Origin of the sequence: Paenibacillus sp. FSL M7-1455 (assembly GCF_038004655.1) — a bacterium.
GTDB classification, from domain to species: Bacteria; Bacillota; Bacilli; order Paenibacillales; family Paenibacillaceae; genus Paenibacillus_AQ; species Paenibacillus_AQ cookii.
Genome location: NZ_JBBORO010000001.1, coordinates 2,877,811 through 2,903,717, shown reverse-complemented (window position 1 = coordinate 2,903,717; position 25,907 = coordinate 2,877,811). Strand labels below are relative to the sequence as shown.

Sequence of the window (25,907 nt, the reverse complement as noted above, 5' to 3'; positions counted from 1 at the left end):
TTGGATTCACCCTCCCCTGGGATGTTAGTTGCGCAGCGCTTTGCCTTTGGTCAGCATGTGGTGCATCCGCTGCTGGGTTTTCGGTTCGCCGCACAGGCTGAGGAACGCTTCGCGCTCCAGGTCGAGCATGTACTGCTCGGTGACGAGCGAACCGGTCGGAACGTCGCCGCCAGCCAGCACATGGGCCAGCTTTTTGGCGATCAACAGATCGTGGTCGCTGATATATCCGCCGCGTTTCATCTCGATCGCTCCGAGCTGCAGCACCGCCTTGCCTTCCGAACCGACGACGCGGATTTTTTCTTCCGGTATCGGCTTATAGTCCGTATTCGCAAGCCCGAGCACCGATTGCTTCGCTTCGTAGATCGCAAAGTCCTGATTGACGACAATCCGGTCGGTCGGGCGCAAATAACCGAGCCTTTTCGCATCATGCCCGCTGCTGGACACGGTGGCCATGCCGACCGTCTGGAACGCGTGATTGATGAACGGCTGCGCATCGACGCCTTCGACGCCGGCTTGTTGGCTGGCGCGCAGTGCAAGCTCCTTGCATCCGCCTCCCGCAGGGATCAGGCCGACGCCGACTTCCACGAGTCCGTAATAGGTTTCGGCGGAAGCCACCACCTGGTCGGCCGGCATGCAGGCTTCGACGCCGCCGCCCAGGCACATCCGGTGCGGAGCGGCCACGACCGGTTTTTCGAAGCGTTTGACTTTGTACATCGTGTTTTGGAATAGATGAATAATGTCGTTGATTTCATCCCATTCTTCGTCCTGGGCTTCCATCAAGAGGAGCATGATGTTCGCGCCGACGCAGAAATTGCGGCCTTGGTTGGCGATGACCATGCCCTTGTAGTTGTTGCGAACCTCTTCAAGGCTTTGGGTGATCATGCTTAGAATGTCCTCGCCGATGGCATTGTTCGGCGAATGGAATTCGAGGCAGGCCACGTCGTCTCCGATATCGATCAGGCTGGCGCCGCTGTTGGCTTTGATCACCTTGTTTTGCTCTTTCAACCGGCGCAGGTTGATGATTTCGGGCGCAAACTCGATTTCTTCATAACGGGAGGAGCCGATGTGGACGGAATACAGCTTTCCTTCCTCCTGCTTGTAAAAAGAGGTGTGCCCCGCCGCGATCCACTCCTTCACCCAGGCCGGAACGGAAACGCCTTCCTCCTCCATCCGTTCCACCGACCGGACGAGTCCGATCGCATCCCAGGTTTCGAACGGTCCGAGCTCCCATGAAAATCCCCATTTCATCGCGTCGTCGATTTCCTGCACGGAGTCCGCGATTTCGCCGACCTTTTCCGCGGAATAAACCAGCACTTGCTTCAGAATGTTCCAGGCCAGATCGGAATAGCGGTCTTTGGCCGACAGCAGCGCTTTGGTCTTCTCCTTGGCGCCCTTCGCGAGCTTGGCGGCTTCCAGCGAGGCTCCTTTCGGTTTCGTCTGCGGCGCGTATTCCATCGTCTTCAGATCCAGGGCGAGAATTTCGCTGCCGCCGGCCCCTTTTTTCTTCAAATAAAAGCCCTGCCCGGATTTTTCGCCGAGCCAGCCCTTTTCGACCAGGCTCTTCATGACGGCGGGGACGCCAAAGATTTCTTTTTCCTTTTCGTCCGTCACGTTGTCATAGACGTTGTTCGCGACATGCACGAACGTGTCCAGACCGACCAGATCCAGCGTGCGGAAGGTAGCGCTCTTCGGACGCCCCATCGCCGGGCCGGTGACGGCATCGACCTCTTCCACGGTAAAACCGTTGTCGGTCATTTCCTTCAGCGTCACGAGCAGTCCATAAGTTCCGATGCGGTTGGCGATAAAGTTCGGCGTATCTTTGGCGAGCACGACGCCTTTGCCGAGCGCCTTTTCGCAAAATCCCTTCATAAAGTCCACAAGCGCCGGATCCGTTTGCTCGCCGGGGATGATTTCCAGCAGCTTCATGTATCTTGGCGGGTTGAAGAAGTGCGTTCCCATAAAATGCTTTTTGAACGCTTCGCTCCGGTCCGCCGCCATTGCGTTGATCGAGATGCCGGAAGTATTGGAGCTGACGATGATGCCCGGCTTCCACACGCTTTCGATTTTTTCAAGCAATCCCTTTTTCACTTCCAGATTCTCGACCACGACCTCGATGATCCAATCAACCTCGGCAAGCCGGGACAGATGGTCGTCCAGGTTGCCAGGCGTGATGCGTTCGGCGAACGCTGGGTCGTAAAGGGGAGCCGGCTTCGTCTTGGCCAGCTTCGCGATTGCCGAAGCCGCAAGCCGGTTTCGTACCGACGGATGTTCCAGGGTCAATCCTTTGGCCGTCTCTTCTTCGGTCAACTGCCGCGGAACGATATCCAGCAATAAGCACGGGATGCCGACGTTGGCCAGATGTGCCGCGATGCCGGAACCCATGATTCCCGAGCCGATGACGGCTGCTTTGCGAATGGCTTTGTTCATTGTGCGCTTGCCTCCATTTCTAGTCCTTTATTGTGAGCGGGATGGCCGCCGAATACGGAAAGCTCCAATATTTCCGCGACATCCTTCGCTTTCACACGCTCTTCGACTTCCTTCGCTTTGGTCCCGTCCTCCATCATCGTCAGGCAGTAAGGGCACGCGCTGCTGATGATGCCCGGGTTCGTTTCGAGCGCCTGCTCCGTCCGCGCCAGGTTGACGCGTTTGCCGGAGGTCTCCTCCATCCACATCATCCCGCCGCCGGCGCCGCAGCACATCGCGTTTTCGCGGGTGCGCTTCATTTCGACGAGCTCGACGCCCGGAATCGCCCGGAGCACGTCGCGGGGCTGGTCGTAAACGTCGTTGTAGCGCCCGAGGTAGCAGGAGTCGTGATACACGATGCGCTCCTTGACCTCATGTTTCGGCTTCAGCTTGCCTTGGCGGATCAATTGATCCAGAAGCTGCGTATGGTGAACCACCTCCACGCCTTCCAGCCCGAATTCCGGGTATTCGTTTTTGAAGGTGTTGAAGGTGTGCGGGCACGCGGTCACGATTTTTTGGACTCCGTATTTTTCGAACGTTGCGATATTTTCCATGCAAAGCTGCTGAAAAAGCATTTCATTGCCCATGCGGCGCGGCGTGTCGCCCGAATTTTTCTCCTCGTTGCCGAGGATGGCGTAATTGACGCCCGCTTCATTCAGCAGCCGGACGAAAGCTCTGGACACTTTTCGGCTGCGGAGATCATAAGACCCCATGGAACCGACGAAAAACAAATATTCGAAACCGGGGTTATCCTTGACGGTCGGCACTTTTATTCCTTCCACTTCCCCGCTCCAGTTGGCGCGGTCGTTGCGATTGAGCCCCCACGGATTGCTTTGCCTCTCGATATTCTGCAGCGCGCGTTGGCCTTCGGTCGGCATGCTGCCTTCCATGAGCACCAGATGTCTGCGCAAATCGATGATTTTGTCCACATGCTCGTTGCCGACTGGGCATTGGTCTTCGCAGTTGCGGCACGTCGTGCACGACCAGATTTCTTCTTCCGTCATGACGTCGCCGATCAGGTTCAAGTCCTTCGGATCTTTGGCTTGATGCGTCCAAGTCGATTTTTGCCAGGCCAGGGTCGGACGGATATCCGTGATCTCGACGCCGTCAAACTCGGGTTCCCCGTAAGAGGCAGACAACGCGTGGGCACCGATGGTCGAAAAAGCGAATTCCGGCACGTAAGGCGATTTTCCGGTAACGGCGGTCCCTTTTTCCGTTAAATGGTCGCGCAGCTTGACGATCAGATGCATCGGGGACAGCGCTTTGCCGGTATTGGATGCCGGGCAGACGCTCGTGCAGCGGCCGCATTCAACGCAAGCGTAAAAGTCGATCATCTGCTTTTGCGTGAAATCTTCGATTTTGCCGACGCCGAAGCTTTCCGCTTCTTCGTCTTCCAGATCGAGCTTGCTAAGTTTGCCGACCGGCTCGGAGCGGCCGAGATAGATGTTGACCGGTGCGGACATCAAATGAAAATGTTTGGATTGCGGCACATAAACAAGGAATGCGAGCAAAATGAGCAGATGCGCCCACCAGCATGCGTAGAATAGGATTTGGGCAGCCGACGTGGATAGTCCGCCGAAAAGCGCTGCCAGCAGCGAAGAAATAGGCGCGTATCCCGAGGGCTCCTGTTCAAGCCATACTCTTTCGAAACCCAGGGAAAAAACGACCGACAACATGAGGAAGAAAATAAAGAAGATGACGATGCTCGGCTTCCAGCCTTTTTTGAGTCGCGGCAGCTTCTCGCCGTACCGGCGGTATGCCGCGTAACCGATGGCCGCCAAAATGAGGATGACGGTTATCTCCTGCAGCAGCCCGAATACGTCGTAAGCCGGCAGCGGCAGATGGCCTCCGCCTGTCAAACCTTTGACGATCAAATCCAGGGCGCCGAATTGAAGAATGATGAAGCCGTAAAAGACGACGACGTGCATGATGCCGCTTTTCAAGTCTTTAAACAGCTTCTTCTGCCCGAATACCTGCGACAGGAATTCGCCCCATTTTCCTTCGCGCTGCTTGCGAAAGTCGGACGGCTTGCCGAGCTTCACGTACAGGATCCGGTGGTATACCGCTTTGTAAAAGAGGTAGATGCCGTAACCTGCCGCAGTGAGAAACAAGATCAAATTGACCATTTGCCACATCATTCGCGGTTCCTCCCTTTATTGATATAAAAGGCATTAAATAACTTATTTACTATAGATAGCGGTTACAAAATGCGACATTGCCGAAACATGGCAGCAACGGTTGCGCCGTAAATGAAGGCCTTCCCTTAACCAAACCGCCGCAAAACCTTTCCAACAAATCTTGTCTTAAACGATTGACAACTGGCATCCTTTACCATTAAGATTAAGAAAAATGAATGAGCATTCATTCAGTTAATTGAATTCTATCACTGGGGTGGCCTGATGACAAGTAGAAAATTGGAAAAATATGAGTTAATTTTGGATGCGGCTTTAAAGGTCATTGCGGAGAACGGTTTTCACGGCTCCCAAATTTCCAAGATCGCAAAGGAGGCTGGTGTCGCGGACGGTACGATATATCTATATTTTAAAAACAAGGAAGATATCCTTATTTCCCTGTTTCAGGAACGCCTCGGCAACCTGGTCGGGATGTTCCACAGCAGCATCAAGGAATCGACTACGGCGGAGGACGCGCTGCGCAAGGTGTGCGAAATCCATTTTAACGAACTCGAAAATAACGTGAACCTCGCCTATGTCACCCAAATCGAGCTGAGACAAAGCTCCCTTGAGCTGCGCAAGGCCATCGGACTTGTCGTCAAGCCCTATATTCAGCTCATCGAGCATATTGTGGAAAGAGGCATGGCGGAGGGGGCTTTCCGCAAGGACCTCGACGCGAAGCTGACCCGGCTGCTGATCTTCGGCGCCATGGACGAAGTCGTCACCTCCTGGCTGATCTCGGGACGGAAATACTCCCTTTCCGCCCAGGTCGACAAGACGGTTGATTTTTTTCTGAGAGGACTAAAATCATTCGGCGGCGTTTAGCGCCTGCCAATATAAAATGAGAGGAGTTTGCCGCATGAATATCTTTGTACTGCTGAAACAGACCTTCGATACGGAGGAACGGATCGTGATTCAAAATGGGGAAATTTCCGACGACGGCGTGAAGTACGTCATCAATCCTTACGACGAATATGCCGTTGAGGAAGCGCTGCTGCAAAGGGATCAACACGGCGGAACGGTAACCGTGGTCGGCGTCGGGCCCGAACGGACGGCCGAGGCGCTGCGAACGGCGCTGGCGATGGGAGCGGACGAGGCGGTATTGATCGGAAACGACGGCTTGGAGTCGGATGAATATACGGTTTCCCGCCTCCTTGCGGCATACCTGGAAAAGCAGTCTGCGGACCTGATACTTGGAGGCAACTTCTCGGTCGACAGCGGCGGCGGACAGGTCGCGGTCCGGCTGGCGGAGCTGCTTGGCCTTCCGCATACCTCCTCCGTCACCAAATTGGCCATCGACGGGCAGAAGGCGGCCGTGGAGCGCGATGCCGAAGGCGACACGGAAACGCTGGAAGTCGCTCTTCCCGCCGTGTTTACGGCCCAGCAAGGGCTCAATGATCCCCGTTACCCTTCCCTGCCGGGCATCATGAAAGCCAAAAAGAAGCCATTCCATCATATCGCGCCTGCCGAGCTGGGGATCACGGACGAGGCGGCGGCAAAAACGAAACGCGTCTCCCTTTCCCTGCCGCCGCAGCGCCAAGCCGGACGGATTCTCCAAGGCGATTACGCCCAGCAGGCGGCCGAACTGGTCAATCTGCTGCGCACCGAAGCCAAGCTGATCTAAGTAAGCGTTGTTGGCGAGCAAAAAAACTGCCCAATTGGGGCAATAAGCAGTTGCTATATGGTTTTAACCGTTAAAGGAGGAATCTGATATGGGTAAAACGTATATCGTGGTAGCCGAGGTTCGCGGGGGCAGCCTGCGCCAAGTTTCGCTGGAAGCGCTTCAAGCGGTATCCGCCGCCAAGCAGGAAGGGGACGACGTCGCGTCCGTCCTCATCGGTTCGCAAATCACGACGCTTGCGTCGGAGCTGGCAAACTACGTGGAAGGTCATGTCTATTCCGTCGATCATCCCGATCTTGAAATTTATAATCCGGAAAGTTATCTGGACGTGATGAAGACCGTTTTTGAACGCGCGAAGCCGGATGCGGTCGTTTTAGGGCATACCGCGCTCGGACGCGATCTGGCTCCCGCCATTGCGGCGCATCTGGGCGCAGGGCAAATCTCCGACGTGACCGCCATCGAAAAAAACGGTGACGACGTCTTGTTCACCCGGCCGATTTACGCAGGCAAAGCTTTCGAGCAGCGGCAATTTACGGGCGGTCCCCAGGTCGTTACGATCCGTCCGAACAATTTCAGCCCGGCCGCGCCCGCGTCCTCGCCCGCTGAAATCGTCGAATTGGATTATGCACCGTCCGGCTCCCTCCGCTCCATCGTCAAGGACATCGTCCGCAAAACCTCGGGCAAAGTCGATCTGACCGAAGCCAAAATCGTCGTTTCCGGCGGCCGCGGCGTCAAAAGCGCGGAAGGCTTCAAGCCGCTGGAAGAGCTGGCCGAGGTATTGCACGGCGCCGTCGGCGCCTCCCGTGCCGCATGCGATGCCGGATACTGCGACTATTCGATGCAAATCGGCCAGACCGGCAAAGTGGTGACGCCCGAAATCTACATCGCCTGCGGCATCAGCGGCGCGATTCAGCATTTGGCCGGCATGAGCCAGTCCCGGATCATCATCGCGATCAACAAAGATCCGGAGGCGCCGATCTTCAAGATCGCGGATTACGGCATCGTCGGCGATCTGTTCGAGGTCGTGCCGCTGCTTACCCAAGAGTTCCGCAAGGTGCTGGTTTAATCCGAATGTTCGCGAAAAAGCATGGATACGGGTTCGTTGAAAGGCGGACCGTTCCCATGCTTTTTTACTGCCCGTCTATGACGATCCCGCAGCAACAAAATCAGCCTCCCCTACGTCTACGGATAGAGAAAAGCAGGCGTAAAGCGAGGTGAAAAAACCATGAAAAACGCGTCTCTGCTCCTTTTGTCAATCATCATCGCTTCGGCCATGCTGGCAAGCTGCCATGAGATTTCAAAAGGAACCTCCCTCCCTACCGCCGCCTCGACGCCCAAACAGGAGATGCCGTCCTCCAATGGGTTACCGTCTTCCCATGGCATCGCCGCAGGCCGTTTGGAAGGAAAAATCAAGATCGAAGCGGCAGGATCAAGCGTCAAAGCGACGTACACCTTCCACAACCAAACGGAACGTCGCTTGCACATCGTAGGCGGCGCAAAATATACGCTTTGGAAAGACGACGCCCTCGTGGAAAAAGGCGCGGTTCCGATCAAGGACTACATCGATCTCGCGCAAGGAGAAGCTTATACGGACGCCAAAACGTTCAAAAATCTAAAATCCGGAACATATTCGCTTCGGGTCGAATGGAGTGACGCGGCCGCCGCCGCAACGTTCACTTTGAAATGACACGATGATGAAACCGCTTGAACTTACCGAAAAACAACCGGGTTAGCCGTTCGGCCAACACCGGTTGTTTGTTTTCAAACCTCTTGATAGGCAAATACGAATTTTTCGATCACCTTCGCCACGCCGTCGTCCATGTTGGAGTCTGTCACGTAATCGGCGGCTTCCTTGATCTCATCCCGGGCATTGCCCATGGCAACCCCAAGGCCGGCAAAACGGATCATCGGCAGATCGTTCGAGCTGTCGCCCATGGCGATCACTTCCTCCTGCTTGATGCCCAGGCGGCCGATCAGTTGATGCAGGCTCGTCCCCTTATCGACGCCCGCTTCGGTGAATTCCAGGAAAAACGGCTTCGAGCGCATGACGCTGAGTTCGCCGGCCAATTGCCGCTGCAATTTTTTCTCCGCTTCCGCCACCTTGTCGGGATCTCCGACCATCAACGTTTTGACGACCGGCTCCTGAACGGTTTCGACGAAGCTTGCCGTTTCTTGAATGCGCATCCCGGTCAGGCCGGATTCGATCTCGACGTATTCGTTGCTTTGCTCCGTGATGATATGATCCTTGCCGTAAGTCAAGATGGACAGCCCTTCTTCTTGGCTGATCCGGTACAGTCTTTGTACCGTTTCGACGGACAATGTGCTGCTGAAGATCTCTTCTTCCGTCCGGCAATCGGTAATTTTTGCGCCGTTAAACGATAAAATGTAGCTCCCGAACTTCTCCAGCTCAAGCTCCTTGGCGATCGGCTTCATCCCGAAAGTCGGACGCCCGGATGCCAGCACCACTTTTACGCCTTCTTTCTGCGCGGCCATCAACGCCTCTTTCGTGCGGGGCGAAATGGTCAGGTCGTCGCGGAGCAGCGTATCGTCCAGGTCCAAAACGATCATTTTGTATTTCATGTTGGCAACATCCTTTTTATATGTGATAGATCGAAAGATTCGAAACCATTCCTCTACTATATCACGATTTATTCGTAAGCATAAGGCGTCGTTTTCGGGTCCTTTTGTGCAAGTCCGTGCCGACCCGCCCCTACAAAATTGAATATTCTTTGAACTTTTATGGTTCGCGTCTTCAAAAAATCATATTTTGGGGGTTGCAGAATTTTTGAAAGTTGCTTACAATTCAACTATATCAATTTGCTTGATATCAAAAATCACGAACACAAGATATTGTACTGAACCAAGTCCATCTTTGTGTCGACTTTAGGAGGAAGAAACAACATGAACGTATTAGTCGTAAAAGCCAACAACCGTCCGGCGTCCGATGCCGTTTCCAGTAAAATGTACGAAACATTCATGGAAGCCGTCAAAGGCGCAGAGAACCTGAACGTAACGACATACGACGTATATGAAGAAGATACGCCTTACTTTGGACAAGACCTGTTCAATGCCTTCGGCAAAATGCAAAACGGCGGAGCATTGACCGACCTCGAACAACGCCTCGTGGCTGCCAAACAAAAAGCGATGGACGCTTTGACGGCTGCTGACGTCGTCGTGTTCGCATTCCCTCTGTGGAACCTGACGATCCCTGCCAAATTGCAAACATTCATCGATTATGTCTACGCTGCAGGTTTCGCCTTTAAATATGACGCGGAAGGCAACATGATTTCGTTGATGCCGGACAAAAAAGCGATCTTCCTGAACGCTCGCGGCGGCGTTTACTCCACGCCGGAAACCGCGCCGATGGAAATGGCCGTCAACTACATGCGCAACGTCTTCGGCGGCGTATTCGGCATGACCATTCTCGACGAAGTCGTGATCGAAGGCCACAACGCGATGCCGGATAAAGCAAGCGAAATCATCGAAGCCGGCCTGAACAAAGTGAAGGAAGTTGCCAATAAATTGGTGCTTCAACACGCTTAATCGGGCATCCCGATCGAACCGGCTTTTCAGGAAACACCTTTACGGTCCTCCGTTCGCGGCGCACCTTAAAGGTGTTTCCTTTCTTTTGCCGAAGTCGTGCCGGTAGGCGAAAAATTCTATCGGCGGTTCATGCCGATCAATCAGGACTATCGATATGACGCGGACGTATCCACAAAGCCATAGATTGTGCTATAATACCATTGGTGCGATTCAATCGCGCACAAAACAGAAGAAAATCCGGCTGCGGTAATACACCGCCCGGGAGAGGTTCGCGAACTCCCTCTATAAAAAACTAAGGTCGCCCGTCGGGTTTATTTCCGTCTGGGCTTGTTTTTTACGGTCAGTTCAAGAACCCTCTCTCTTCGAAGGTAGAAGCGTTTTATCCGCGCTTGTACGACAAATTTTGAAGATGGAGAGGTTTTTTTATGCTCAAAAACGAAAAAGCGGTCGTCGTCTTCAGCGGCGGCCAAGACAGCACCACTTGCCTGTTTTGGGCCACGAAGCAGTTTGCGGAGGTAGAAACGGTCACGTTCGACTACGGCCAGCGGCATCGCCTGGAGATCGAATGCGCGCAAGAGATCGCCAAAGAACTCGGCGTCAAAAACACCGTTCTGGATATGAGTCTGCTCAATCAGCTCGCCCCGAACGCCCTTACCCGCAGCGATATCGAAATTACGCAGGAAGACGGCGAGCTCCCGAGCACCTTCGTCGAAGGACGAAATCATCTGTTCCTCAGCTTTGCGGCCGTGCTGGCCAAGGTGACCGGCGCCAGACATCTGGTGACCGGCGTTTGCGAAACGGATTTCAGCGGATATCCGGATTGCCGGGACTCTTTCGTCAAGTCGCTGAACGTGACCTTGAATTTGGCGATGGATTACAATTTCGTCATCCACACGCCGCTGATGTGGCTGGATAAAGCCGAAACGTGGGCCATGGCGGACGATCTCGGCGCATTCGATTTTGTTCGCGAGCGGACGCTGACCTGCTACAACGGCGTCATCGGCGACGGTTGCGGCGAATGCCCTTCATGCCAGCTGCGGCGCAAAGGCCTGGAACAATATCTGGAGCGCCGGACGTTGGAGGCATCCCGATGATGGGCCGAACGCCGGGCGAATTCCGGATCGTCGAGAATCTGCAGCAGCTGGGAACCGACATTCAGCCAAGCGAACTGAAATACCGCCATTACCGCGTCATGGTCAGCAAAGAATTCACTTTTGACGCCGCCCATCACCTGCACGCTTACGAAGGGAAATGCAAAAATCTGCATGGCCATACCTATAAAGCGGTGTTCGGGATCAGCGCCTACCCGAACGAGATCGGAATCGCTGCCGATTTTGGGCTGGTCAAAGAAATATGGAAGCAGCGGATCGAACCTTATCTCGACCATCGTTATCTCAATGAAACGCTGCCTCCGATGAACACGACCGCGGAAAACATGGCGGTTTGGCTGTATGAGCAAATGGAAGCCGCGCTTGCCGATAAGCCGTATGCCGATCTGATCGAGCAAGGCCGCACGGAATTCGTGAGATTATACGAAACGCCGACCAGCTACGCCGAATTCCGGAGAGAGTGGGTGGAAGCATGAGCGAAACGCGCAGCACCGTGAAGTCCCCTCCCCCCATTCCGGTATTGGAGATATTCGGTCCAACGGTCCAAGGGGAAGGGATGGTCATCGGCCAAAAAACGATGTTTGTGCGCACCGCCGGCTGCGACTACTCCTGCGCTTGGTGCGACTCCGCATTTACTTGGGACGGAAGCGGCGTGAAGGACATCCGGAAGATGAACGCCGCGGAAATATGGGACGAGCTGAAACGCATCGGAGGAAACCGCTTCTCGCATGTGACGATTTCAGGCGGCAACCCGCTTCTCCTTCCCCAGCTCTCTTCCCTCGTGGAACTGCTTCGATCCGAAGGCATCCGGATCGCCGTAGAAACCCAAGGCTCGAGATGGCAGGATTGGCTGGCGGAGATCGATGAAGTCACGATATCGCCGAAGCCGCCAAGCTCCGGGATGACGACCGATTGGGAGCGCCTGGACGACATCGTGGAGCGGCTTCGCAAACGCCCTGCTCCCTATGCGTACAGCTTGAAGGTCGTCATTTTCGACGACCGCGACCTCGCGTACGCGCAAACCGTGCATGCCCGTTATCCCGGCGCCCCGATGTATTTGCAGGTCGGGAACGCGGACATATCGCGAATGGACAAGGAAAACCATGCCGCCGATCTGCTGCTGCAGTATGAAAGGCTTATCGACAAAGTGACGGCGTCGGAAACCCTGAACGACGTAAGGGTCCTTCCGCAGCTTCACACGCTGGTATGGGGCAACAAACGAGGCGTCTAGCGCGCTGACCGACTAAGGAGGAAACTGAAATGACCGGCAGACAACCTGAAGAAATGAAAGATTTGACGCTTCTTGGCAACCAAGGGACGAAATACGTTTTTAAGTACGCGCCCGAGGTGCTGGAGAGCTTTGACAATAAACATGCTTACCGCGATTATTTCGTGAAATTCAATTTTCCCGAGTTTACGAGTTTATGCCCGATTACGGGCCAGCCGGATTTTGCGACGCTGCATATCAGCTACATTCCGGATCAGAAAATGGTCGAGAGCAAATCGCTTAAGCTGTACCTGTTCAGCTTCCGCAACCATGGCGATTTCCATGAAGACTGCATGAACATCATCATGAACGATCTGATCAAGTTGATGGACCCGCGGTACATCGAAGTGTGGGGCAAATTTACGCCGCGCGGAGGCATTTCCATCGATCCTTATTGCAACTACGGCAAACCCGGCACCAAATATGAAAAAATGGCCGAACAGCGATTGATGAACCATGACCTGTACCCGGAAAAAATAGATAACCGCTAATTCCGCCGAGGAATGCAAAAAAAAGCCGCAGAAATGCGGCTTTTTCCTTTGGTTACGGCTGTTTGTTGACATTGATTCTGACGGCCTCCGGCCCGGTTTGCACCCGGCTTCCCCCTTTCGGCTCCAAACTGATCACGATCCGGTCGGGGTTCATGATGCCGAATCCGTAATAATCCCCTTTCCCCTGGAGATTACGGGTCAGCATCATGCCCGCGCTGAAGGATTGCTGCTCATGCTGAAGCCATACCTGGTAATCCTTCTCTTCGGACGGGGTCAGGCCGTCCATGACGATCAGCAGCTCTCCGGAGTCCGGATTGAGCCACACGCCTCCCGGACCGTGAAGCGGCGGCAGCGGCGCAATGGAATATTTATCGTAATCGGCGGATTGCATGAACGCGATTTTGGTGGATACTTGCCGCTCGATCGATTCGGAGGACGGGTCTGCCTGGTGCTTGAACGTAAACAGTCCGACAAACAAGAATATGGCCAACGCGGCCGCGGCAGCGCCCGGAAAAATAAAGCGGCGGTTGTGCCAAACCTTGATTCGCAAAGAGCGCAGCGAAGCTCGGGCTTTCAGCCTTCTGCCTAAACGTGCGGGAGGTTCCAAGGTTTCGCGGACCTGACGGGCAGACCGTTGTTCCTGCAAAACGGCGATCCCTTCGTCCATCACTGCCGCATCCTGCCGTGGAAGGCAGAGGGACTGCATTTCGGGCACCTGCATTAACAGCTCCCATTCGCGCAGCTTTTCTGCGCAGCGGGCGCATTGCGCAACATGTCCCGCAACCCGCAACCGGTCCGTTTCCCCCAAACGGTTCATGACGTAATCGACCAGCTTCTCCTCAGGCAGTTCAACGCAGGAACCGAGCCTTTCCTCACTCCCATTTACCGGATTCCATGAACGCATGCGCCTCACCTCCGTTTGCTGCCCGCTTGGTCTGGTTTTCCTGCAATTGTCCGCGCAAATTCCGGATGCCGTACCGGATCAAGGATTTGACGGTCCCCACCGGCTTCTGCATCCTGTCGGCAAGCTCACGATGCGAGAGCTGCATGATATAGCTCCCGTAGAGGGCCATGCGCTGCAAAGGCGGTATGCCCCTCATGGCATGCCGGATCCGTTCGCGGTCCAGATGACGGAACGCTTCCAATTCGGCGGATTCGAGATAAAGCGCACGCTCCGACTCGGCCAGATTTGCTTCGCTTTGTTCCATGGCGGCGATACGCTGTTTCTTGCGCAGCCGGTCCATGGCCCTGCTCCGAACCCGAACCGCCAGCCAAGCTTCGACGCTCCCCCGTTCCGGATCGTATTGATCGGCCCTTTGCATCACTTCGATAAAAATTTCCTGGCAGACATCCTCCGCTTCGGCCGCGTCCTTCAGCCAGTGTTCCGCTAACCGGAAAACCATGGGAGCATACGCATCATAGAAACGGTTAAAGGCTGACGCCGAGCCTCGCGCAATTTCTTTGAGCCACTCGGCAGGATGTTCTTCCATTTTTATGATCCCCCCTTATGTCACTATCCCCTGGTCTCAAGCCTCTGGTCGTGGTGTTTATTCAGCAACATTTTAGCAGATGCGGACGGAAACGGAATTTTCTCTGCGAGAGTTTTATCTCATTTTCAGCAATTTTTTATCTTTTTTTAAGGTTCGGATAAATCCAATGCCGATTTTCGGTTCGTACTTAGGGTGAATAAAAAATATTTTCAATTAGGAGGGTTATGCTTCATGACACGATTCCTTAGGAACATCAAACTGACGGGCCTTATTTTTCTTGTTTTGGCGCTTGGAATCGGTCCGCTTCTCGGCGGTATACCCGCTCATGCGGCTGGAGGGGTGACCTTGTATACGACGTATACGTCCATTTCGGTCCCGCCCGGCGAATCTCTCAATTACAACGTCGAGCTGAAAAACGATACCGGCAGCGTCGTCACGGTCCCGCTGTCCATTGAAGGACTACCTCAAAACTGGACGGCCAAAATGACCGGCGGCGGCTGGGATCTGAACGAAATTTCGGTCATGCCGAATTCGTCGCAATCGATCAACCTTGCCGTTACGGTTCCGATGCAAATCGATAAAGGCACCTATCGCTTTACGCTCAAAGCGGGAACTTTGGCTTCCTTGCCCCTGACGGTGCAAATTACGGAAAAAGGCACTTACCAAACGGAGCTGACCACGGATCAGGCCAACATGGAAGGGCATTCGGACGCGACATTTACGTATTCGGTCAATTTGCAAAACCGGACGGCCGAAAAGCAGACCTATGCGCTGACTTCGCAGGCGGAGGCCGGATGGGACGTGACGTTTAGCGCGGACGGCAAGCAGGTATCTTCCGTCGAAGTCGATCCGGGCGCAAGCAAAGCGATCACCGTCAACGTCAAACCGGCCGAAAACGTAACGAAGGGAACGTTCAAAATCCCGATTCGGGCGCATAACCAATCGACGGACGCCCAGCTTGTGCTGGAAGCGGCCATTTCCGGCAAATACAGCATGGAGTTGACGACGCCGAGCGGATTGCTCAGCACGAGCGTAAAAGCAGGCGGAAGCAAAACGATCGAGCTCGTCGTCAAAAACACCGGAACTGCCGATTTGACCGATATTAACCTGACCTCCTCCACCCCGGCCAACTGGGAGGTGACATTTAATCCGAAAACGATCGACAAGCTGGCTGCGGGCAAATCCACGACGGTCGAAGCCAAGCTCACGTCCAGCGATAAAGCCATCGCGGGCGATTACGTCACGGATATGACGGCTCAGGCATCGGAGGCCTCCTCGACGGCAACCTTCCGGGTCGCGGTCAAAGGCTCCGTCCTGTGGGGATGGATCGGCGTATTGATCATTCTCATCATTCTTGGCGGCATCTATGTGCTCATTCGTAAATATGGGAGGAGATAATGGTGGCGGAAACAGTCATCGACATCGAGCAATTGTCCAAAAGCTACGGCAGCCATCGGGCCGTTGACAGCTTGTCCCTGCAAATCCGCCGCGGTGAAATATTCGGGCTTCTCGGCCCCAACGGGGCCGGGAAATCCACGACGATATTGATGCTGCTCGGTCTCAGCGAGCCGGACGGCGGAAGGATCAACGTCCTCGGCATGAACCCGACCCGCCGGCCCATCGAAGTGAAGCGGCGGGTCGGCTACCTGCCCGATGATGTCGGCTTCTACGAGGATTGGACCGGCCTGGAGAATCTGCAGCTGACCGCAAGGCTGAACGGAATCGGCGAGAAAGAAGCCCGGGAGCGCGCGATGCGGCTCCTTGGCGAGGTAGGGCTGAAGGATGCCGCCCATAAAAAAGCGGGCACGTACTCGCGCGGGATGCGGCAGCGCCTCGGCCTCGCCGACGTCCTCATCAAGCAGCCGGAGATCATCATCCTGGACGAACCGACGCTGGGGATCGACCCGAAAGGGATCGACGAGCTGCTGGCGCTGATTTACGGGCTTAGCCGGGAGCAAGGGTTAACCGTCCTCCTATCCTCTCACCAGCTGCACCAAGTCCAGCAGATTTGCGACCGGGTCGGCCTTTTCGTTAAAGGCAAACTTCTGGCGGAAGGCAATCTGGAGGCGTTGACCCGGCAGCTGTTGACGGATACGCCGATCGTGATCACCGCGGAAGTGGACCGGGCCGATCAGCAGCTGCTTGATCGACTGGCCGAATTGGAGCAGGTTCGCGACGTACAATCCGGAGCGGAAGATCCGGATGCAGTCCTGCCCTCCAGCAGCCGCGTTTTGCTCCAGATCGGATGCAGCGAGGACTGCAGTGACGCGATTGCCCGCATGATCGTTTCGTCGGGCGTTTCGTTATACAACCTGCAGCGGAAACAATACGGCCTGGATGAAATTTATCGACGTTATTTTGCGGGAGGTGAGGAACATGGAAGCAAGCGTTCTAAAAAGGCGGCTAAATAAATGGCGGAATGCGGTGTCGGAGCGCCTGCCCGACGGGCTTCGCAAATTTGCGGGCTCCTTGTCGGACCGCGACCGCTTCGACAAGTCCAACTCCAATCCGGCGGCGTTTCGGGTGCTCGTTCGCAAGGAAATCGCCGACCATGTCCGAAGCTGGCGGTTCATTTTGCTGCTGGCGATCATTTTCCTGACCTGCGTCGCCTCCCTCTATACCGCTTTGAACAGCCTGAAGGACGCCATCAAATCGGAGGACGGTTACAGCGATTTCGTCATTTTGAAGCTGTTTACCATTTCGGACGGCACCCTGCCTTCCTTCATCGGATTCATCGGGTTTCTCGGTCCGCTGCTCGGCATCGGCCTCGGATTCGACGCCGTGAACAGCGAACGCAACAAAGGAACGTTAAGCAGGATCATGGCGCAGCCCATCCACCGCGACGATTTGCTAAACGCCAAATTCACCGCCTCCTTGTTTATCATCGGGTTTATGTTTTTGGCGCTGGGCTTGCTCGTTTTATCGCTTGGTCTCCTTATTGTGGGACTTCCCCCATCCTTCGAGGAGCTGCTGCGGATATTGGCGTTTTTGGTGGTAACGGTATTTTACATCGGTTTTTGGCTGAATTTATCCATCCTGTTTTCGGTGCGTTTTCGGCAGCCCGCAACGTCGGCCTTGGCCGGCATCGCGGTATGGCTGTTCTTCAGCTTCTTTTACGACATGATTCTGAACCTGTTGTCCTCCGCGCTTGTTCGGAACAATCAAGCTTCGACCGTTGACGATATGCTGAATCATGTCAACCTGATGCTGGGACTCAGCCGGATTTCCCCGTATACCTTGTTCAACGAAGCCACCTCGACGCTATTGATGCCTACCGTGCGAAATTTGGGGCCGCTGACGACCGAGCAGGCTTACGGGGCGATCGACAGCCCGCTTCCTTTCGGGCAAAGCCTGCTGCTCGTATGGCCGCAGGTCACAGGCCTGATCGCGCTGACGCTTGTCTGCTTCGCCATTTCTTACGTGATGTTTTTGCGCCAGGAAATCCGCGGACGCTCTTAATGCCGCGAACGTTGCAGGCATTCGGCCGCGAATCATAGCAGCCCCCCCGATGTATTTATCGGGGGCTGCTTTTTTTTACGGCCGCTTCCGTCGGTTTCCGTGTCACTTGGGCGGATGCTGCATAGACTGGAATGGTAATAGCCGTTTGCGAAAAATGGATTGCCGAACCGGAAAGGATAACGCGGAAATGATCGTTTTTATCGTTTCGAAAGGCAGTTATACGGAGATGATTCAAACCGAAATATCCGTTAAGGAGGCGTTCCCTGAAGCGCGGGTGGAGCGTTTGCCGGAAATGAATCCGGGTAAAGTGCTCAATGAGATCCTCGCGGTTTGCAGGGAGCCGTTTTTTCTTGCTTTATACGGCGGCGACACTTTCACCCCTGCAATCAAAGAGGAGCTTATGAGCCGGATTGCCGACATGCATCCGGAAACGGGTGCGGTCGTACTCCATCCCAAAGGCCGTTCCCGCCCCGGCTCAAAGCAAGGTTTCGACGCCCCCCACGGGATCTTATGGCGGACCGCAGCCGTCACGCCTTCTGCTTATGGCGGATTTTCCGAATCCAGCCATCTCCCCTTCAGTGTCTATCTATGGATCGAAAGATTGTTCCGGCTTCGCCCGGCTTGGACGTGGGAGGCTCTGGAAACCGACTCGTTTGTTCCTTCCAAAGCGGTTCGCCCCGGGCCGCCCTTGCACCAAGCGGCTTACGATGACGTCTTCGCCCTGCTGCGGCAGCCTTTGGAACCGCCCGGCCCGAAACATTCCGAAAACCTGTCCGACCCGGTCATTTCGGTTGTGATCTGCACCTATAACGATGCTGCTTATCTCCCGTGGGCCGTGCGCTCCGTCGTTGCCCAGTCCTATGCGGCCTGGGAGCTGATCATCGTCGATGACGGATCGACCGACGGAACGGACGAATATGTAAAAAAACTGAAAGGTCACGGAAAGATCCGCTGCTTGACCAACGCAAACAATCAAGGGAAAGCGGAATCGCTGAACCAAGCGTTGACGATGGCAAAAGGCAAATGGCTCTTGGAACTCGACGCCGATGATTGGCTATCCTCGGACTGCCTGCTGCACCTTGCAAAAACGGCTTTAGCTTTGCGGCATGAAACAGCCGTGTACGCGGACCATCATGAATGGATCCAGCGTATGCACGGCCGGCTGATGTACCGGGGAGTCAAACAAGCGCCTTCTGCCCTTTCGGCCGGCAAGCTTCTGGCGGAAGGATGGGTGATCGCCCCCCGGATGTACCGCACGAGCTTTTTGAAGAAACACCAAGGGTGGAACGCGTCCGCCCCGTGGAGCGGAAGATTGTTCGAAGACGTGGAATTGTTGGCAAGACTGTCCTTAAAGGAAACTTTGCATTACATCGCTCTCCCTCTCTATCACCGCCGGCTTCGAAGCAGCAGCGTCTCCCGGATTCATGCGCCTTTATACGAGCGTTGGAGTTCATGGGTGGCGGATCGAACGTTTAGCAGCCCCGCCGATCTCGATCATTAAGGTAGGATGCGGACGTAAGTAACATTGTTGATAAATGCGGTAACCTGCTGGGATGACGGAATATAATTCGAACTCGACAGCTGAACGGTTATCAAACCTCCCGCGGCGGCGGACAGCTGACCTTGAAGAAACTGTCCGGGTTGAACGATTTCGGTCCTTCTTCCGATGAACGCGTTTAAGGCTTCAATAAAATTCATTCGTATTCCCCCTCCTCCCTGTCAAGCAAGCTTTTTCTCAAAGCACGGAGAGGACGCTGCGCAGCGGAAGCAGCACGATGCTGCCGTCGTCCTCCCTCAGCTGGATGAAATCTTCGCCGATCAACACCAGGGTGCCGAATAACGTGCCCGCCGGCGTCTCGATCGTCACCTTCGAGTTGAGTTTTGAAGCCAAAAATTGAACCGTGCCGGGCTGGTTTGAAGTCAGCGAACCCACCTGTTCCTGAAGGGAGGATACCTGGGCGGAAAGGCCGTTTACCCGGTTCCGGAGCCGTTTCAGTTGCCTGGACAGCCTGGCAAGGCTGACGACGACGAATCTTTTCAGACCATGCAGCTTATGTTTCAGCGCGCTTTTTTTACGGCTGCCGGCATCCGGCTTGTGCCGATGCGCATCCGCCGCGCAATCCGTGTGATGGAATTTTTTTCGATGCAGCTCCACAGCTTTTACCTCCTTCGTTTAGTCATGAGTACAATATGTTTTCATGATGCAGGCGGCTACCGTGGAGATTAAAGTTAATGAATATGCCTAAGGCGGTCAAAGCAGTGGCGCGAACGACGGAAATTGATCGAACATTTAAGGATTGCAATAGTTTTTTACCCAAGCGGATATCCGCCGCCGTACATATTTTGAAGATAGACAATCGTTTAGGGAGGAGAACACCGCTTTGAAGAGACGACATTCAAGGCCACGGAAGCCTAAAATCAAATCCGTATCCCCTACGGTTTCAAAACCTGCCAAACGCAAAACAAAGGCGCCGATCAGACGGATCGATCCGCACCCTCCCGTCATTCCGGCATTCCGGCACGATACGGGCGCATCCGCGGACCCGCTGGCGGCCCCATTGGCTGCAAGCAGCGATCATGCGGCAAATCACGCGGCCGATTCGAGAATCACCGAGACTGCCGCAGGCCATGCCGGGATGTACGACGTGTTCCGTTTTCCGGTAATCGATTGGGATTTCAGATGGCAAAGGCCCCAGCAGATGTCGGTCCAGTTCGCGCGGCACGGTCATCGCGTCTTTTATGCGACCACGACGATGTCCGTTCTCCCAAAAGAAGATGCCGCATTCGATGAGGTTGCAAGATACGTCAAGGTGAAGCTCGTCAAGCCGAACGTTTGGCTTGTCACGTTATGCGCGAACCGAAACTTGAACCTATATACCGATCAGATGAGCGCAACGGATATTCGGTATTTGAATTGGTCCATCGAATATATCCGGGAACGGTTCCAAATCGGACATTTGGTATCCATCGTCGACCTCCCTTTCTGGACGCCGCTTGTCTCCTCCATGGAAGACAGCAAGCTGCTGTATGACTGCATGGACGAACATAACGGTTTTTCGACGAACGCCCCGTCGATGATCCGGCTGGAGGAACAGCTTGCCCGCAAAGCGGATCTTGTTTTGGCCTCATCCCAGCGGCTGCATGACCGCATGAAAACATACCATTCCTCCCCGCTTTTGCTCCGCAACGCCGCAGATACTGCCCATTTTGCAGCGCAGGCGCCGGCTGCACCCGAGCTCGCCTCCATTCAAGGACCTGTGATCGGCTACTACGGAGCGATATCGGATTGGTTCGACGCCAAGCTCGTGGAACGGATGGCCGAACGAAGACCGGAGTGGACCTTTGCCCTGATCGGCCATACCTTTGGCTGCGATACGGCTGGGCTGGAGAAATTGCCGAACGTGCTTCTTTTGGGCGAAAAACGCTATCACGAGCTTCCGATGTATCTTCATCGGTTCGATGCGGCGATTATTCCGTTTTTGCAAAACGAGCTTACCAAGGCAACGAACCCTGTGAAGCTGTACGAGTATTTGGCGGCAGGAAAGCCCGTCGTGTCAACGGCTTTGCCGGAGCTGGAAACCGTCGCCGCCGGGCTTACCGTCATCGCGCGTACCCCGGAAGCCTTCGAGCAAGCGGTGGAACGCTCCCTGCGGCAGAATACCCCTCAGCTTATGGAGGCCAGAAAAAATTTTGCAGCAAGCCATACTTGGGAAACACGGTATGAAGAACTGCACCGGACCATTTTGAAACGGCTGTTTCCAAAGGTGAGCATCGTCATGCTGGCGCATAACAACTGGCCGTATACGCGTCAATGTCTCTTCAGCTTGCAGAAGCCCGGACGTTATCCCCATCTGGAAGTGATCATCATCGACAACGGTTCGACGGACGAAACGTCCCAACGATTGGCGGAGCTGGATCCCGACTGCTTCAAAATCATCCGCTCCGACGTGAATCTCGGTTTTGCCGCGGGGAACTCCCTCGGGTGCCGCAAAGCTGCAGGGGAGTACATCATCCTGCTGAATAACGACACGATCGTGCCCGACGGAAGCTGGATTCGCAGGCTGATCCGCCCTTTGGAGAAACACCCGGGAATCGGCATGTCCGGGCCGATGTCCAATCATGTGGGCAACGACCAGGCGGTGGATTTGTTCGTAGGCAATCCCGTGGAAGGAGCCAATCCCCATTGGTTAAAAGAGTTTTACGGACTCTATAAAGGGCGGAGCCGGTATACCGACTTGTTGGGCTTTTTTTGCGTGGCCATGCGGCGGAGCGTGTTTGAAGAAGTTGGGGGGCTGGACAGCAAATACGGCATCGGGATGTTCGAGGATGATGATTATTGCGAACAGGTCCGGCGGGCCGGGTACAAACTTCTGATCGTCGAAGACGCATTTGTGTACCACCACGGAAGCGCCACGATCAAAAAACTGAAGCAGGAACAATACGATGATCTGTGGAGAAGCAACAAAGCCTATTATGAACGGAAATGGAACAAACCGTGGCGGCAGCCGAAACGGCCGGAAAATATTTTTTATGGAGCGGATACGCCCGAAGGGGTAGCGGGAAAACTCGGCGGTCGCTCCTGCCTGTTGGTTCTCGGCGGCAGCGAATGGTCAAGAACTCCGGCACGCTGGCAGCAGATGGTCCGAGAACTGTCGCAGCGGAATGACTGCATCATCGTCGTGTATTTGTCGGCGTATTTCGGCCATGAGGTCGTCGGCATCCGAAAAGCCGGACCTCGCTTGTATGTAACGAACAGGCCGGATTTGTTCAGCCATGCCGATCTCGAAAGCGTGGTCTACTGCGGCGGAGCCGATGTTCTCCCTTATTTTTCTTCCGACCGCTGCGTGGTCGATGCCTACTCGTACCATGCCCATCAGCTGGACGATCTGAAAATAAAGCTGCAAACCCCAAGGGTGCTCGAAACGGAAGACGTGCCGCTCCTCATCTCCCAATTGCGGAGGGCTCCTCAACCGTAATCCCGGATGAAAGGAACTGTCCCTCGTAATAAAGCAAAGGCTCCGCAAAAAAAAGCTTTCGTCTACCGAGCCATTTTGGCCCGGCATGGCGAAAGCTTTTCTTTTTAACGATGCTCCGGGTTTGCGGCGATGTACCGCCGGACGACTTCCGGATGGCTTCCCTCGAAAGGTACGGTGGCGATCCGGTATTCCGCATGGTCAAAATGCCAATCCGGTTCCCCTTTGTTGTCGGGGACGTTCACGTCTCCGCGGCGGTTATCGTTAAACTTGATTTTTTTCCCAAGCGCATAATGATAATGATAGATGTTCACGTCCACGCGATCCCGGGGAAGGCTCCAAATGCTCCGTCCGCCCTCGCCCTCGAGCGTGCAATGATGCTTTTCGTCCCGGTAACGGATCCCGATGTTCGCCCGCCACATCCGCGTGATGTCGTTGGACCATCGCTCGTCTCCGGGACTGTTGACGCGGAGCGTCCACGGATTTCCCCAAAAATTGACGAACGGAAACTGATAGATGTCCACGTCCATCCGGTTCATGAGCTCGGGCAACACGTCGCGAAACCGGTCATCCATCAGTTCGTCGACGTCCAGGTTCATGATCCAATCTCCGGTCGCCTGGCCGATAAGGAAGTTTCGGACTTGGGACTCGTTCCAGTCGTCGGTGTACGGCATTCCGGTTTGCGGCATGGTGAATAAACGGATCGGCAAATGCGGAAGGTAGGATTCGATGAGAGGCACGGTCCGATCCGTGCTTCCGCCGTCCACGATCACGATTTCGTCCGCATAAGCGGCCGCGCTTTCCAAATATAGGGGAATAAACGTTTCTTCGTTCAACACCGGAACGATGAGGGAAAGTTTCATGCAGTCGTCCTCCCTTCTTGTTTGCCTTGAATCAACCGGCTCATTTCGGCTCGATGACCCAGCGCCTTTCGGTATTCCTGGAACAGCGCATAGTTTTGGCCGTAATGCGGATTGCCTGAAGGACCGACGAACGGATGCCAAAAATGCAGCAAATTGCCTTCGAGCCGGATATGTTTTCCGATGATCGTATCCATCGAATAGGCAAAAGCTTCATCCTCCCCGCCCCATCCGATAAACCGCTCGTCGTATCCGCCGATCGTCTCGAAAGCCGTTCGGGTCACGACGCTGACGCCTCCGACGAAATAACGGGCATCGTCCGGTTTGGTTTCGACGGGAATCTGCAGCGGCCAAACAGCTTCGGATCGATAAGCCGACTGGGAGTTGCTGAGCGTCAAACGCGTAATGCTTGTAAACGGAATGATCCAGTTGTCCTCCCTTAACTGGCGAAGCGCACCCCTTATGAGCTCGGGATCGTAGATCAAGTCCCCGTCCGCTATGATCCATCGGGAGCCGGTTGCTGCCGAAGCAGCTTTGTTGATGGCTTTGGACCTGCTGAACGTTTCGCCCGTAAGCTCGCCGACGCAGATTTCCGCTTCGGGCAGCATCCGCTTATAAAACGACCTTACGAAACGCAGCGCTTCATCGCGCGGCCCTCCATCCGATTGATAGGGTATGAGTACGGAAATATCTCCTGCTTCCATGCTCCGCCTCCTTTTCCTCTTCGTCGCGGGAGTTACTTTAAAAACACCCCCAGCTCCCTGTGTTTTCCTGTTCCGAATGTATTCGCAAGCTTCTCGTAATAAGCGAAATCGGTATTTTCAAGAATCATCCTTTTTTCGGATTCCGGTTCGTCTCCCGACTCCCAAAACAGCAGGCGCGTAACGGAAGCATTCAATTTGGCTAAAAACGCGCTGCCGCGGTCCTCCTTTTTCATCACATGATAAAAAACGGTTAGCAGAACGCCCATATCAAAACGTCCCGGTTCGATGTCCTCAAAGGAAGCCTGAATCCAGTCGAAATGGGTCTGCTCCAGGTCGTTCAGCTTCTTCAGCAGCTCGCAATGCACGGGATCATGTTCGATGCCGGTCACGATCGCCCCTTCCCTCGCCAAACATCTGGCATGGTATCCGATGTTGCAGCCGATATCCAGCACCCGGACTCCGCGCAGTTGGTCGGGTCCCAGGTAATGCAGCATATAATCCAGCCTCGTGGGATAGTTCTCGTCCCTTTCGCTTCGCCAGTCGTAAAATGCCGGATTCAGGATCGGGGTATAGATCAGCCGACGCTGCTGTGCCTTGACGATGCGTTTGACGGCAGCCGCTTGTTCGGCATTGACCCACGTTGCATGGTCCTCCGCGCTCATCCGCGCGAACACCCTTCGAACGCCGCAGCAGTACAAAAAAGACGCGCGATGATGACCGTCCTTCATGTTGAAATATCCTGACGGGTGATAGACGACTTCGATCGGATGATCATAAAAAAAGGAGCTGTTATCCGCCAACCCTTTCTTCATGTTCTCAAATTCCCTTTTGCGCTGCCGAAGCAGCTGGCCGGGGCTCATGGGCGGTTCCAGGCCGCGGGTAACATGTATCATCCGGTACCATTCCAAATAAGGCTTCGGGGAGGCGGATTGTCCCAAAAAGTATCGGAATAGCTCCCGGTGCGGCTCGAACCGCATGATCGAAAGGTTGCTGTGCCGAAGATGATGTTCATACCATGCATCCGTAAATGACGAAATGAGGTGCTCCGTGTTTGACGATTTTACATCGATGTCCGAAAAAAGCAGCTCGACAGGCACTTCGCAAACCACGTGCGTTCCGCCTTGAGCAACCGAACCTGCCATAACACGTCAACTCCTCCGTGGTCCGTATTCATATTCAAGAGAGGCATCTTTTTCCTTGCAGCAATACGGTCGCAAAATCGCGCCCGATATAATCCTTAAACATCCGCTTGGCGGCTACGGGATAGACATTGAATTCGTCCTCGCTCCACTCGCTTCGATGCGTTTCATAGACATTGCCGTATTCGCTGCCCTGCGGCCAATCGCTGCCGATCGGAACGTTCAGAAGCACGTACCTGCTGATATCCCAACATGCGCGCAGCAACTGGTTGGCCTCGGGTTTGGCGAAATGCTCCAGCACGTCGCCCAGGATCACCAGGTCGTAATCGTTTAAAGCCTCTTGCTGCACCAGCAGCTCGTAAGCGTCGGCACGATAGATATGATCGTAAAAACAGGCATGATAAACGTCAATGTTGCGTTCAAACACTTCAATGCCTTCAACTCTTGTCGTCCACTGCTCGCGGAACACTTTTCCCTGCCATACGTCGAGAAACTCCCGGCAGATCATTCCCCACCGTCCAAAGCCGACCCCAACGTCAAGAACCTTTGCTGGAGACACCAAGCGGATCAGTTCCACGCAATACGAAATATTTTGCCAATTCGAAGTTCCCATCGTT

The 25,907-nt window shown here is 54.6% G+C and carries 24 protein-coding genes, 1 pseudogene and 1 riboswitch; of the genes and pseudogenes, 14 read left to right on the top strand and 11 right to left on the bottom strand.

Annotated elements, in window-relative coordinates; translation table 11 throughout:
• Positions 1 to 24: 24 nt before the first annotated feature.
• Positions 25 to 2,427, bottom strand: a complete 2,403-nt coding sequence (locus NYE48_RS13380) for a 3-hydroxyacyl-CoA dehydrogenase/enoyl-CoA hydratase family protein (RefSeq protein ID WP_340999019.1) — start codon at positions 2,425 to 2,427, stop codon at positions 25 to 27.
• Entirely contained in the window at positions 2,424 to 4,601 is a 2,178-nt protein-coding gene (locus NYE48_RS13375) for a heterodisulfide reductase-related iron-sulfur binding cluster (protein ID WP_340999018.1), read from the bottom strand. Before NYE48_RS13375 ends, NYE48_RS13380 begins: the two co-directional genes overlap by 4 nt.
• Before the next feature lie 261 nt (positions 4,602 to 4,862).
• On the opposite strand from NYE48_RS13375, the gene NYE48_RS13370 reads away from it, so the two are divergent.
• The 4 genes from NYE48_RS13370 (at position 4,863) to NYE48_RS13355 (ending at position 7,942) form a co-directional block, all read left to right on the top strand.
• The gene (locus NYE48_RS13370) at positions 4,863 to 5,459 is read left to right on the top strand and encodes a TetR/AcrR family transcriptional regulator (protein ID WP_036709727.1); all 597 of its coding nucleotides are present in this window, start codon (positions 4,863 to 4,865) and stop codon (positions 5,457 to 5,459) included.
• Between the two features lie 34 nt (positions 5,460 to 5,493).
• Entirely contained in the window at positions 5,494 to 6,258 is a 765-nt protein-coding gene (locus NYE48_RS13365) for an electron transfer flavoprotein subunit beta/FixA family protein (protein WP_036709730.1), read from the top strand.
• An 88-nt stretch (positions 6,259 to 6,346) separates the two neighbouring features.
• Positions 6,347 to 7,321 carry an electron transfer flavoprotein subunit alpha/FixB family protein gene (locus tag NYE48_RS13360; RefSeq protein ID WP_340999017.1) on the top strand — a complete coding sequence of 325 codons (975 nt, stop codon included), beginning with the start codon at positions 6,347 to 6,349 and terminating at the stop codon, positions 7,319 to 7,321.
• Positions 7,322 to 7,480: 159 nt separating this feature from the next.
• Positions 7,481 to 7,942: a hypothetical protein gene (locus NYE48_RS13355; RefSeq protein ID WP_340999016.1), complete on the top strand. Its 462-nt coding sequence runs from the start codon at positions 7,481 to 7,483 to the stop codon at positions 7,940 to 7,942.
• Positions 7,943 to 8,016: 74 nt separating this feature from the next.
• On the opposite strand, the gene NYE48_RS13350 is transcribed toward NYE48_RS13355, so the two are convergent.
• Positions 8,017 to 8,835, bottom strand: coding sequence for a Cof-type HAD-IIB family hydrolase (locus NYE48_RS13350; protein ID WP_340999015.1), 819 nt, complete (start codon positions 8,833 to 8,835; stop codon positions 8,017 to 8,019).
• Between the two features lie 321 nt (positions 8,836 to 9,156).
• Here NYE48_RS13350 and NYE48_RS13345 point away from each other — a divergent pair, with 321 nt between their 5' ends.
• From NYE48_RS13345 to queF, 5 genes are all read left to right on the top strand, one after another.
• The gene (locus tag NYE48_RS13345; protein ID WP_036709738.1) at positions 9,157 to 9,798 is read left to right on the top strand and encodes an FMN-dependent NADH-azoreductase; all 642 of its coding nucleotides are present in this window, start codon (positions 9,157 to 9,159) and stop codon (positions 9,796 to 9,798) included.
• A gap of 258 nt (positions 9,799 to 10,056) precedes the next feature.
• Positions 10,057 to 10,095, top strand: a riboswitch (PreQ1 riboswitch).
• Positions 10,096 to 10,223: 128 nt separating this feature from the next.
• Positions 10,224 to 10,892, top strand: a complete 669-nt coding sequence (gene queC / locus NYE48_RS13340; RefSeq protein ID WP_340999014.1) for a 7-cyano-7-deazaguanine synthase QueC — start codon at positions 10,224 to 10,226, stop codon at positions 10,890 to 10,892.
• Complete coding sequence (gene queD, locus NYE48_RS13335; protein WP_341000653.1) at positions 10,892 to 11,383, top strand: 6-carboxytetrahydropterin synthase QueD; 492 nt, start codon at positions 10,892 to 10,894, stop codon at positions 11,381 to 11,383. Before queC ends, queD begins: the two co-directional genes overlap by 1 nt.
• Positions 11,380 to 12,138, top strand: a complete 759-nt coding sequence (gene queE, locus NYE48_RS13330) for a 7-carboxy-7-deazaguanine synthase QueE (protein ID WP_036709741.1) — start codon at positions 11,380 to 11,382, stop codon at positions 12,136 to 12,138. The genes queD and queE overlap by 4 nt, the downstream gene beginning before the upstream one ends.
• A gap of 29 nt (positions 12,139 to 12,167) precedes the next feature.
• Positions 12,168 to 12,665, top strand: coding sequence for a preQ(1) synthase (gene queF, locus NYE48_RS13325; RefSeq protein ID WP_212949620.1), 498 nt, complete (start codon positions 12,168 to 12,170; stop codon positions 12,663 to 12,665).
• Between the two features lie 52 nt (positions 12,666 to 12,717).
• Here queF and NYE48_RS13320 read toward each other — a convergent pair whose 3' ends face one another.
• Together NYE48_RS13320 and NYE48_RS13315 are read right to left on the bottom strand one after the other, a co-directional pair.
• Entirely contained in the window at positions 12,718 to 13,569 is an 852-nt protein-coding gene (locus NYE48_RS13320) for an anti-sigma factor domain-containing protein (protein WP_340999013.1), read from the bottom strand.
• Positions 13,538 to 14,155 (bottom strand): RNA polymerase sigma factor, encoded by a 618-nt coding sequence (locus NYE48_RS13315; RefSeq protein ID WP_340999012.1) that lies wholly within the window; start codon positions 14,153 to 14,155, stop codon positions 13,538 to 13,540. The genes NYE48_RS13320 and NYE48_RS13315 overlap by 32 nt, the downstream gene beginning before the upstream one ends.
• Before the next feature lie 231 nt (positions 14,156 to 14,386).
• On the opposite strand from NYE48_RS13315, the gene NYE48_RS13310 reads away from it, so the two are divergent.
• From NYE48_RS13310 to NYE48_RS13295, 4 genes and pseudogenes are all read left to right on the top strand, one after another.
• A complete protein-coding gene (locus tag NYE48_RS13310; protein ID WP_052146969.1) occupies positions 14,387 to 15,553 on the top strand; it encodes a COG1470 family protein in 1,167 nt (388 codons plus the stop codon).
• Between the two features lie 59 nt (positions 15,554 to 15,612).
• Positions 15,613 to 16,566 (top strand): annotated as a pseudogene (locus NYE48_RS13305) (ABC transporter ATP-binding protein); the annotation flags it as partial.
• The gene (locus NYE48_RS13300; RefSeq protein WP_340999011.1) at positions 16,532 to 17,614 is read left to right on the top strand and encodes an ABC transporter permease; all 1,083 of its coding nucleotides are present in this window, start codon (positions 16,532 to 16,534) and stop codon (positions 17,612 to 17,614) included. The pseudogene NYE48_RS13305 and the gene NYE48_RS13300, both read left to right, overlap by 35 nt.
• A gap of 187 nt (positions 17,615 to 17,801) precedes the next feature.
• On the top strand, positions 17,802 to 19,115 hold the full coding sequence (locus NYE48_RS13295; protein WP_340999010.1) for a glycosyltransferase family 2 protein: 1,314 nt from the start codon (positions 17,802 to 17,804) through the stop codon (positions 19,113 to 19,115).
• On the opposite strand, the gene NYE48_RS13290 is transcribed toward NYE48_RS13295, so the two are convergent.
• Complete coding sequence (locus NYE48_RS13290) at positions 19,112 to 19,312, bottom strand: hypothetical protein (protein ID WP_036709754.1); 201 nt, start codon at positions 19,310 to 19,312, stop codon at positions 19,112 to 19,114. The genes NYE48_RS13295 and NYE48_RS13290 overlap by 4 nt on opposite strands.
• Before the next feature lie 37 nt (positions 19,313 to 19,349).
• Positions 19,350 to 19,769, bottom strand: coding sequence for a hypothetical protein (locus NYE48_RS13285; protein ID WP_340999009.1), 420 nt, complete (start codon positions 19,767 to 19,769; stop codon positions 19,350 to 19,352).
• A gap of 226 nt (positions 19,770 to 19,995) precedes the next feature.
• Here NYE48_RS13285 and NYE48_RS13280 point away from each other — a divergent pair, with 226 nt between their 5' ends.
• A complete protein-coding gene (locus NYE48_RS13280) occupies positions 19,996 to 22,590 on the top strand; it encodes a glycosyltransferase (RefSeq protein ID WP_340999008.1) in 2,595 nt (864 codons plus the stop codon).
• A 104-nt stretch (positions 22,591 to 22,694) separates the two neighbouring features.
• Here the strand turns inward: NYE48_RS13280 and NYE48_RS13275 are convergent, their stop codons facing one another.
• From NYE48_RS13275 to NYE48_RS13260, 4 genes are read right to left on the bottom strand one after another with little or no spacing between them, the layout of a single operon-like run.
• Entirely contained in the window at positions 22,695 to 23,450 is a 756-nt protein-coding gene (locus NYE48_RS13275) for a glycosyltransferase (RefSeq protein ID WP_036709758.1), read from the bottom strand.
• Positions 23,447 to 24,151, bottom strand: coding sequence for a galactosyltransferase-related protein (locus NYE48_RS13270; RefSeq protein WP_340999007.1), 705 nt, complete (start codon positions 24,149 to 24,151; stop codon positions 23,447 to 23,449). The genes NYE48_RS13275 and NYE48_RS13270 overlap by 4 nt, the downstream gene beginning before the upstream one ends.
• A gap of 32 nt (positions 24,152 to 24,183) precedes the next feature.
• Positions 24,184 to 25,293 carry a class I SAM-dependent methyltransferase gene (locus NYE48_RS13265; protein ID WP_340999006.1) on the bottom strand — a complete coding sequence of 370 codons (1,110 nt, stop codon included), beginning with the start codon at positions 25,291 to 25,293 and terminating at the stop codon, positions 24,184 to 24,186.
• Positions 25,294 to 25,327: 34 nt separating this feature from the next.
• Positions 25,328 to 25,903: a class I SAM-dependent methyltransferase gene (locus NYE48_RS13260; RefSeq protein ID WP_036709765.1), complete on the bottom strand. Its 576-nt coding sequence runs from the start codon at positions 25,901 to 25,903 to the stop codon at positions 25,328 to 25,330.
• Positions 25,904 to 25,907 lie beyond the last annotated feature (4 nt).

Coding starts and splice junctions, on each gene's coding strand:
- NYE48_RS13380 (WP_340999019.1), bottom strand. CDS start 2,427: ATGAACAAAGCCATTCGCAAAGCAGCCGTCATCGGCTCGGGAATCATG.
- NYE48_RS13375 (WP_340999018.1), bottom strand. CDS start 4,601: ATGATGTGGCAAATGGTCAATTTGATCTTGTTTCTCACTGCGGCAGGT.
- NYE48_RS13370 (WP_036709727.1), top strand. CDS start 4,863: ATGACAAGTAGAAAATTGGAAAAATATGAGTTAATTTTGGATGCGGCT.
- NYE48_RS13365 (WP_036709730.1), top strand. CDS start 5,494: ATGAATATCTTTGTACTGCTGAAACAGACCTTCGATACGGAGGAACGG.
- NYE48_RS13360 (WP_340999017.1), top strand. CDS start 6,347: ATGGGTAAAACGTATATCGTGGTAGCCGAGGTTCGCGGGGGCAGCCTG.
- NYE48_RS13355 (WP_340999016.1), top strand. CDS start 7,481: ATGAAAAACGCGTCTCTGCTCCTTTTGTCAATCATCATCGCTTCGGCC.
- NYE48_RS13350 (WP_340999015.1), bottom strand. CDS start 8,835: ATGAAATACAAAATGATCGTTTTGGACCTGGACGATACGCTGCTCCGC.
- NYE48_RS13345 (WP_036709738.1), top strand. CDS start 9,157: ATGAACGTATTAGTCGTAAAAGCCAACAACCGTCCGGCGTCCGATGCC.
- queC (WP_340999014.1), top strand. CDS start 10,224: ATGCTCAAAAACGAAAAAGCGGTCGTCGTCTTCAGCGGCGGCCAAGAC.
- queD (WP_341000653.1), top strand. CDS start 10,892: ATGGGCCGAACGCCGGGCGAATTCCGGATCGTCGAGAATCTGCAGCAG.
- queE (WP_036709741.1), top strand. CDS start 11,380: ATGAGCGAAACGCGCAGCACCGTGAAGTCCCCTCCCCCCATTCCGGTA.
- queF (WP_212949620.1), top strand. CDS start 12,168: ATGACCGGCAGACAACCTGAAGAAATGAAAGATTTGACGCTTCTTGGC.
- NYE48_RS13320 (WP_340999013.1), bottom strand. CDS start 13,569: ATGCGTTCATGGAATCCGGTAAATGGGAGTGAGGAAAGGCTCGGTTCC.
- NYE48_RS13315 (WP_340999012.1), bottom strand. CDS start 14,155: ATGGAAGAACATCCTGCCGAGTGGCTCAAAGAAATTGCGCGAGGCTCG.
- NYE48_RS13310 (WP_052146969.1), top strand. CDS start 14,387: ATGACACGATTCCTTAGGAACATCAAACTGACGGGCCTTATTTTTCTT.
- NYE48_RS13300 (WP_340999011.1), top strand. CDS start 16,532: ATGGAAGCAAGCGTTCTAAAAAGGCGGCTAAATAAATGGCGGAATGCG.
- NYE48_RS13295 (WP_340999010.1), top strand. CDS start 17,802: ATGATCGTTTTTATCGTTTCGAAAGGCAGTTATACGGAGATGATTCAA.
- NYE48_RS13290 (WP_036709754.1), bottom strand. CDS start 19,312: ATGAATTTTATTGAAGCCTTAAACGCGTTCATCGGAAGAAGGACCGAA.
- NYE48_RS13275 (WP_036709758.1), bottom strand. CDS start 23,450: ATGAAACTTTCCCTCATCGTTCCGGTGTTGAACGAAGAAACGTTTATT.
- NYE48_RS13270 (WP_340999007.1), bottom strand. CDS start 24,151: ATGGAAGCAGGAGATATTTCCGTACTCATACCCTATCAATCGGATGGA.
- NYE48_RS13265 (WP_340999006.1), bottom strand. CDS start 25,293: ATGGCAGGTTCGGTTGCTCAAGGCGGAACGCACGTGGTTTGCGAAGTG.
- NYE48_RS13260 (WP_036709765.1), bottom strand. CDS start 25,903: ATGGGAACTTCGAATTGGCAAAATATTTCGTATTGCGTGGAACTGATC.